General features: G+C 62.7%; 1 protein-coding gene. It reads right to left on the bottom strand.

Annotated features, from left to right (window positions below; all coding sequences use genetic code 11):
• Positions 1-386, bottom strand: a 386-nt coding sequence (locus EN750_RS39060) for an ASKHA domain-containing protein (RefSeq protein WP_127399549.1), incomplete at both ends; no start/stop codon positions are given.

The following is a 386-nucleotide window of genomic DNA, read 5'->3' as shown; positions in this document are numbered from 1 at the left end:
GGGCCGTCTCGATCTTCTCGATCTTGCTGACCGTGTCCTCGATCTCGCGGCGGTAGCCGCGATTGAGCAGCGCCATGCGCGCGCCGGCACCGGCAGCGTTGCCGACGGCCGAGACCTTGTCGAGGTCGCAATCCGGGATCAGCCCGAGCACCATGGCGTATTTCGGATCGATGAAGGAGCCGAAGGCGCCGGCGAAATGGATGCGGTCGACATGCTCGGTGTTCTGCTTTTCCATCAACAGCTTGGTGCCGGCATAAAGCGCTGCCTTGGCAAGCTGAATGGCGCGCACATCGGTCTGGGTGATGGTGATCTTCGGCCCATCTTCCGTCAATGCGGCAGAGCCTTCCTTCAGCACGTAGGAGAAGGTGCGGCCGTTGGCGGTGACG

Source organism: Mesorhizobium sp. M7A.F.Ca.ET.027.03.2.1 (assembly GCF_003999175.1).
Lineage (GTDB): Bacteria > Pseudomonadota > Alphaproteobacteria > Rhizobiales > Rhizobiaceae > Mesorhizobium.
This window is presented reverse-complemented; position numbering and strand designations above follow the sequence as displayed.